A 7,448-nucleotide genomic window follows, 5' to 3' on the forward strand; every position below is an offset into this window, starting at 1 on the left:
GCCTGCTTCAAAATACTCATGATCTGAGCGTCGCTATATTTCGATTTCTTCATCAGAATCTCCTCTTTCATCATTCGAGAAAATTCTACTTTCAAACACCCCTAATGTTCGGGGGGATTACCATTCCACTTTTTGTTGCATGCCTTTGAATGTGTATCTATATCAATCTGAGTTTCGAGCAGGTACAGGCGCTTAGCTCAGTACAGAATTTAACTTCGAATTTTTTGAGGTAGGACCAGCTATGCCGCAACTTGCATCTCCAAACGATGAACTTGATTTGGGTGAATTTTTTGCACTCATCCTTCATCGTTGGTGGTTTATCTGCCTTGTGTCATTGACAGGTATGATTTTAGCTGGTTTTTATGCGTTTTCGGTAGCTGATGCCGAATACCAAGCATCCACTCGGTTCGAAATTTTTAGTAGCAGTCAGAATAGCTTAGCGATTGGACAGGGGACCGCGCTAAGTGCATTGGCTGGGATAAATCTATCGCCACGTGGATCAGAAGCTGATGCACTCAAGGATCGGATTTTGGCTAGGCCGTTTGTCGGCTCCATCTATGAGAAGGCCGGTTTTTCTTCCGACCCTATTTTCAACTCTTCGTTAAAAGATCCCAACTTAATTGAGAGATTAAAAACTTTTATTGTAGGCTCATCTTTGCCTAGGGAACTCGATCGAGATGATTACCTTGTTATGGCGGTCCGTGGGTTAACGGCACATATGCAAATCCTGCAAAGTGAAAATGGTATCATTGAATTAAGAGTCACTCACCCAAATGGAGAGCGGGCTGCCCATGTCGCTAATATCGTCGTAGAGCAGGCACTATTAGATATTTTTGAGAGGGAACAAAGCCAGAAACGAGCCAGCCTAAAGTACTACGCGAACGAATTATTGGAGGCGAGAGCTAATTTAGACGCTGCAAGCACCGCCGTAAGAGATTATGCCATTACTAACAGCCTTCGGTCATCTGAAGACCTAGCTCGCACTTCAACTCAGCTATCACAGGTTAGGCTCGACATCGAAACTATCGATTTGAGCATTTCGGCTTTAGAAAACATATCCAAGAAAGATTTCGTCGGTGCAAAGTTTGCGCGAGATTATCCCGTCTCTACTAGCCTGTCTTTTCGGAGACTCTTGAACCTGTCGGTAAGCCCTAGCACCTGGGTAAGACCCACTGACGATCAGATCGATAGTGGCATAAGGCAACTTGAAGAGCAACGAGCCTCGTTAACTAGCAGTTTTAATTCACTTAAGGCACGTGCCAAACGTTTTGGAGATGCCGCTCTCGAACTCTCTATTTTACAGCGGGAGGTTGAGGTGCAACAAGCAATTTACGAATCTATGATAGCGCAATTTCAGGAAAGTTCGCTTTTGTCTGGTTATGAGCTCGCAAGTAGTCGCGTAGTTGAATCTGCCATCCCTCCTGCAGGTCCTTCATCGCCTAATAAAGTTTTTATGGCCGCAATGGGCGCAATACTCGGTTTCATAATAAGTATAGGTTACGTTTTAGCTTCAAACTTCAGGCATGGGTACCTTTACACGCACGCCAAGATTAAGTCAGCGTTTGGCTCGTTTTACACGTTGCAGCGTGAACGGGCGCAGGTTGGCAAGATTAACAACAGCGAGTTAAATACGAGGCAGCTTGCCGCGGCGAGGGAGCTGTTTTTAACGATAGAAGACCCAAAGACCTCGATAGCTTTCATGCCTTCTGGTGACCACCCAGGTGTTGAACGAATAGCGTTAGACCTTTCTAAAGCGTCTTCTTTGTTTTGCTCAACGATGGCAATCGTTGACATGTCAAATAGTTCTCTATCGAGGTTAGTGCAGAAGTCACAAATAACAGATATCCGTTCTTTTTCTTGCTCTAATTTAATGGAAGGGGTCGAACTGTTATTGCCGAAAGACTCTTCTCAATTCCTCGTGGCCGAAAGACTCGAGAAAGAATTGAATGAGCTCAAAGCCAATTACGAACGTATTTTTTTCGTTTTGCCTAATCCTGCCGCTGGAACTGCAATATCCTTAGCCGTTACTAGAGTTGTGGACGCGACTGTTGTTATTGCACAACGCAAGACCACAACAAGATTTAGCGTTGAAAAAATCAAGTCAATCATAGAAAAATCAAGAACCGTTACTCCGGTTCTTGTAATCATTTAAGGAATTCTCATGCGTCGGGTTGTCATTCCCTTTTTATTTTTTGCTGTCCTGAGTGGTTGTACAGAGATTCTTCGGAAGCCTACGTTTAATTTGAATGCTGTTGAGAACCCAGATGCTGAAGTCGAATATGTAGTAACCGGTTACGATATGACACCAGATCTGGTTACTCGTGCAAATGACAGCCCCTTCATACGTTATGTTAACTTAGGTGGGAGTAACGCTGCTTCGGTGAAGCGTGTCGCTGAGAATGCTCTTTTTCACGGTGCAAAACTGCCTTCTAACAGTCGCCCTGTTTACGTAATCGGTGTGGGCGATAGTCTTGGAATACAGCGAAGTGGCTATGGTTTGATATCAAATGGTATTCAGACCCGTCAGTCATCCAGAAATACCTATGTGGTAAATGAAAACGGTGCCGTCGATCTTTTGGAAGGGCCATCTGTATTGGTGAAAGGTTTAACGATTGCGCAGGCAGAGGCTGCGGTTGCATCAGCACTAAAAACAGAAAGTAGGGCAGAAAACCACAAATTTGCGGAGGCCGAATTTCCTGTCGCTAGGCCACCTGTCTACCGGTTAGGCGTAGGGGATGTCATCCTTGTTTCTAGGCTGATTGAAAGAACAAATGGGGATGGTGCCCTTGAACCGGTCGTCCATACAAACCAAAGCGTTGTTGGGTCGAACGGGGTTGTAAGTATTTTACAGCTTGGTGAGATTGAAGCTGGAGGTCTAACTCTGCCCGAAGTGAGAGACCTGGTGTTACAAGAAGCCATCAGAAATGCGGGTGGTATAGATACGGTCGTAGAAATTCAAACATTTGCTTCGCAGTCCGCCTTGATCACTGGCGACCTTGGTACCAAAATTGTTCCTATTACCGATAGGCCTTTGTCTTATGATCGCCTTATTGCCGAATTAGAGCCATCTTTTGAAGGAGGGAGAGATTATCGTGTAGTGCTAGAGCGCAACGGCGAGACGTATCAGATGAACGCAAGAGATATCGTTCTAGAGCGTTCCATCAAAAAGTATCACGTTTTTGACGGAGATCGTATTAGCATACAAGAATTGCTACCGCCTTCCCAGGTAACGTTGAGTGTACTGGATTTTAGTGCACGAAAATTGACCTATTTGCGCATAACTGACGTTGTTTCCGGCAACGTACAACCGGGAAGAACTATTCCTTTTGATCTACGCGGCATGGATCTCAGACAAGTTTTAGTTAACCAAGGTATTAACCTGTCCAGAAATGAAGACTTGTTGGTTCGTGTAAATCGAAGAGGTAGAACATATATGCTCTCAGCGCAATCTGTAATCTTGGAGAACTCAGGTCGTCGATATTGGCTTGAACCAGACGATCATATTGTTGTTGAAGACATTCCATATGTTGGAGATCAAGCATTGTTGCTTGGTGAAATCGGTGCCCCTCGGCAATTTTCGATCAACCAGTTTAGGCGCACAACTTTGTCTCAGGCGTTGTTTGGTGGCAAAGCTTTTGATGCAGAAAATGCAGACTTTAGACATGTTTATGTATTAAGAGGTAAAGACCTGAAATATGAAGCTTATCATTTTGATATTACTGAAATTCTGAACCTGAGCTTAGCAGAGACATTTGAATTGAGGCCCGGAGATATTGTGTTTGTGCGTACACGTCCACTGACACGCTATACGCGCGCTCTCTCCCTCGCGTTAAAATTCTTTGGTACGTTAGAGACTGCGGTGCAGAAGGCAAGTTAAAGACCACGGTCCTTAACTAGGCAGGCCATCTGAACCTGTCGCGGCTTGTTTTAGCTCCTTTGATAGTCTTTTCTGCGACAAATTAGACTGACTATGGGACTGAAACGGACGGATTTATTCAGCCAAGATGCGGTACGGATCGTGCGGACAAGTGGGTTAAAGAGTAGGCAGGTCTCTGATGATCTGTAACCGGTGCTTCCGCCCCACACTTACGGCATGACGCGTGATCTGCGATTCAGAGACTTCTTTGATTTGAAGGGAGTTTCTGTATGGGAGCTACAAGCGAGTTTCTGGCAAGGTTGCCGCGTCGTGCGGATGGTAAGCGGGATTGGCCGCCTGAGTTGAAGGCCCGGATTGTGGCGGAGACGTTGCTTGAAGGCGAGACGGTCAACGCGGTTGCCAAGCGATATGAGTTAATCCCCAGCGTTGTGTCTGATTGGCGGCGGATGGCGCGGCAGGGCAAGTTGGTTCTGCCAAATTTGGAGGGCATGGATTTTGTGTCAGTTGAGATGGCGGTGCCTGCGCCCTCTGCGGCGGAGTGACTCACGGGGTCGTTCTGCCCTTGTTTTGTTATGAGATGGGGCATGACTGTGCCTGACAATTTGCCCGATGACATTGCCGAACTGAAGGCGATCATCCGTGCGCAGCAGGATCAGAATGCGCGGCTTGAGGCTTTGGTCACCTCTTTCAAGAAGGCGCTCTTAGGGGCCAAACCCGAGAAGATTAATCCGGCTCAGTACGAGTTGAAACTCGAAGATATCGAGACGGCCATCGCGCAGGTTGAAGCCGAGATAGATGCAGATGAGCGCACCGCATCCGTGCGGCCTCCAAAGCCGCGCCAGACCAATCGAGGCTCACTGCCCAAGCATCTGGAGCGGGTGGAAGTGGTTATCGAACCCGAGCTTGCCTGCGCCTGCGGAGCCGCGCGTCATGTCATTGGCGAAGATGTCAGCGAACGGCTGGATATTATCCCCGCCCAGTTCTGGGTCATTGTCACCCGTCGTCCGAAATACGCCTGCCGGTCCTGTGAAAGCGGGATCACCCAAGCCCCGGCTCCCGCCCACATCACCGCTGGCGGCGTGCCGACCGAGGCCACACTGGCCCATGTGCTCGTCTCCAAATACGCCGATCACTTGCCGCTCTATCGGCAGGCCCAGATCTACAGCCGTCAGGGCATTGATCTGGATCGCTCGACCTTGGCCAATTGGGTTGGTAAATCTGCCTTCGAACTGACCCCGGTGTATGACGCGCTGCTGGTTGATCTAAAGCATTCCACCAAGCTCTTCATGGATGAAACACCTGCGCCCGTTCTGGCACCGGGACGATCTGGCCAGCATGCAGATAGTATTTTGAAGAGCTTCAGCGGCACGCTGCAGGTCGATGGGTACGCTGGTTACAACCGCTTGCTCAAACGTCCGGCCCAGGATGTGACACTTGCTTATTGCTGGGCGCATGCCCGCCGCAAATTGCATGATGTTACCCAATCTGGTGCGGCACCGTTCGCGCAGGAAGGCCTGGCTCAAATCCAGGCACTCTATCGCATCGAAAACGACTTGCGCGGTCAGACTGCCGAGCAACGTCGCACCGCACGGCAAGAGCGCTCAAAACCCGTCATCGATGCCTTCGAGATCTGGCTCGTCCAAAACCGCGCCCGTGTCTCGGCCAAGTCGCCTACCGGAGAAGCCCTCAAATACATCGCCAAATACTGGGGTGGGCTGTGCCGGTTCCTCACCGATGGCCGCGTCGAACTCGACAAAAATCCCGTCGAACAAACCATCTGCCCCATCGCCCTGAACCGCAAAAACGCACTCTTCGCCGGACATGATACTGGCGCGCAAAACTGGGCAATCATCGCGTCGCTGATCGAAACGTGTAAACTCAACGGGATCGACCCGCACGGCTATCTGTCAGGCATCCTGACAGCCATTGCTCGCGGACACAAACAGACAAACATCAATGATCTGCTGCCATGGAACTACGTCAGACCAGTGTGATCAGCGCAACGCTTACGATGATCTGGGTGTCAACCCTGAACGATTGGATCACGGTTCTCTGAGACACGGATGTGATGCCGAAAGAAGATCTGGGCCATTCTCAGGAGAGTGAACGTTGATCGTGAATATACGGGAGCCGGATTACAGAAAATCAGCTGTTGTAGATTTGCAGGAAGTCATTGCTCTATTCGAAAAGGCAGTGGAAGAGAGTTAGAACAGCTCAAATCGGAGGGCGTTGTGCCCATCGCGAAAAGGAATTTAAGTTAGAACACAATTCCCTTCAGAGGCAATAATAACCAAGGAGGCTTGCCGATCTTGACGACAAAGCGTGATCGTTGAACGCACATAAAATCTAGGTCAATTTTACGTTACGCTATTCTAGACTTATCCAGTTTTGAATTTTCGACCGATTTTCGGAGCGTAGCGTCGTAAATAGTATATTGGAAGGAATACATTCTCGCCTTGCTTCTTGAGCGCCCTCCGAATGTCCAAGAAACCTTGAAAAATATTTCTTAAGCTTGAACTTTCGCCATCGGCGCGCATATTTACAGTTATTTTATCAAGTTTGACAGATTTTGTGCTGCTATGCTCCATAAACCGGTACATCAAATCAAAATCGGCGGCGATAGGCATACCTAAATCAAAAAACCCAAGTTTGTCATAGAGGATCGATTTGGCAAAAAACCCTGGATGCGGGGTATGAAACCCAGACCTATAGTCCCCATGTTGAAAGTTAGTTGGCACCCAGGTTGCTGCAGATGTATTGTCCGGCCTGATAAATTCTATAGATGAATAAACAATATCTGCATCTGTTTCTAAAAATATTTTATGTAGATCATGCAGCACATCTTGATCTGCGAAACTGTCATCGGAATGCAGGATAACCACCACTTCACCCAATGAGAGTTTCAATCCTTTGTTAATCGCATCATAAATACCTCCATCGGGTTCTGAAATGACTTTAGTAAGACTTGTTTGTAACTCTTGTATAGCATCAAGCGTTGCGTCCTGTGACCCACCATCAATAATTAAATGTTCATAGTCTGTGAATTTTTGCGATGAAACGGATCTGAGAGTAGCTTGGATGGTTTCTTCGGAATTATAACAGACTGTTATAATAGAAAAATAAGGAATTTTTGTCATACAGAGCTCAATTATGGTAGGTCGAATTCGTAAGCTTGAATTACTACGACATATATCTGGAATGTTAGGAGATCAATACTGAGTAACGCCATAAAAACCGTGAGGTGCCCTAGATTTGTAGACGCTTTGCTTGGTAATTTTGGAACCAAGGAGAGACCGATATGAATAAAGGAATTCGGTTTATGGATGAATTAAGCGCGACGCTGTGGCGCAGGTTATTGAGCGTGGTTGCGCAGTCAGCAAAGTGGCTGAGCGGCTGGGGATCAGCACCAAGTCACTGTACATGTGAAGGCGCAGTTTTCCAGGTCGCTTGGTAATCCCCCCGAACATTAGGGGTGTTTGAAAGTAGAATTTTCTCGAATGATGAAAGAGGAGATTCTGATGAAGAAATCGAAATATAGCGACGCTCAGATCATGAGTATTTTGAAGCAGGC

The 7,448-nt window shown here is 47.4% G+C and carries 6 protein-coding genes; 5 read left to right on the forward strand and 1 reads right to left on the reverse strand.

Translation table 11 applies throughout. The features are described 5' to 3' along the window. Positions 1-241: 241 nt before the first annotated feature. The 4 genes from N6L24_RS15520 (at position 242) to tnpC (ending at position 5,871) form a co-directional block, all read left to right on the forward strand. Positions 242-2,152: a GumC family protein gene (locus N6L24_RS15520; protein ID WP_271845623.1), complete on the forward strand. Its 1,911-nt coding sequence runs from the start codon at positions 242-244 to the stop codon at positions 2,150-2,152. Positions 2,153-2,161: 9 nt separating this feature from the next. Further along, positions 2,162-3,877, forward strand: coding sequence for a polysaccharide biosynthesis/export family protein (locus tag N6L24_RS15525; RefSeq protein ID WP_271845624.1), 1,716 nt, complete (start codon positions 2,162-2,164; stop codon positions 3,875-3,877). Positions 3,878-4,146: 269 nt separating this feature from the next. After that, positions 4,147-4,419, forward strand: coding sequence for a transposase (locus N6L24_RS15530; protein WP_271845625.1), 273 nt, complete (start codon positions 4,147-4,149; stop codon positions 4,417-4,419). 42 nt (positions 4,420-4,461) lie between these two features. Next, positions 4,462-5,871 (forward strand): IS66 family transposase, encoded by a 1,410-nt coding sequence (tnpC, locus tag N6L24_RS15535; RefSeq protein ID WP_271845626.1) that lies wholly within the window; start codon positions 4,462-4,464, stop codon positions 5,869-5,871. 384 nt (positions 5,872-6,255) lie between these two features. On the opposite strand, the gene N6L24_RS15540 is transcribed toward tnpC, so the two are convergent. Further along, entirely contained in the window at positions 6,256-7,014 is a 759-nt protein-coding gene (locus N6L24_RS15540; RefSeq protein ID WP_271845627.1) for a glycosyltransferase family 2 protein, read from the reverse strand. Positions 7,015-7,219: 205 nt separating this feature from the next. On the opposite strand from N6L24_RS15540, the gene N6L24_RS15590 reads away from it, so the two are divergent. Further along, a complete protein-coding gene (locus N6L24_RS15590; RefSeq protein ID WP_442872609.1) occupies positions 7,220-7,303 on the forward strand; it encodes a hypothetical protein in 84 nt (27 codons plus the stop codon). Positions 7,304-7,448: the final 145 nt, after the last annotated feature.

Source organism: Cognatishimia sp. SS12, assembly GCF_028369055.1.
GTDB lineage: Bacteria > Pseudomonadota > Alphaproteobacteria > Rhodobacterales > Rhodobacteraceae > Cognatishimia.

What these genes read in the sequence shown, in the direction of transcription:
- N6L24_RS15520 (WP_271845623.1), top strand. Translation starts at nt 242, where the DNA reads ATGCCGCAACTTGCATCTCCAAACGATGAACTTGATTTGGGTGAATTT.
- N6L24_RS15525 (WP_271845624.1), top strand. Translation starts at nt 2,162, where the DNA reads ATGCGTCGGGTTGTCATTCCCTTTTTATTTTTTGCTGTCCTGAGTGGT.
- N6L24_RS15530 (WP_271845625.1), top strand. Translation starts at nt 4,147, where the DNA reads ATGGGAGCTACAAGCGAGTTTCTGGCAAGGTTGCCGCGTCGTGCGGAT.
- tnpC (WP_271845626.1), top strand. Translation starts at nt 4,462, where the DNA reads ATGACTGTGCCTGACAATTTGCCCGATGACATTGCCGAACTGAAGGCG.
- N6L24_RS15540 (WP_271845627.1), bottom strand. Translation starts at nt 7,014, where the DNA reads ATGACAAAAATTCCTTATTTTTCTATTATAACAGTCTGTTATAATTCC.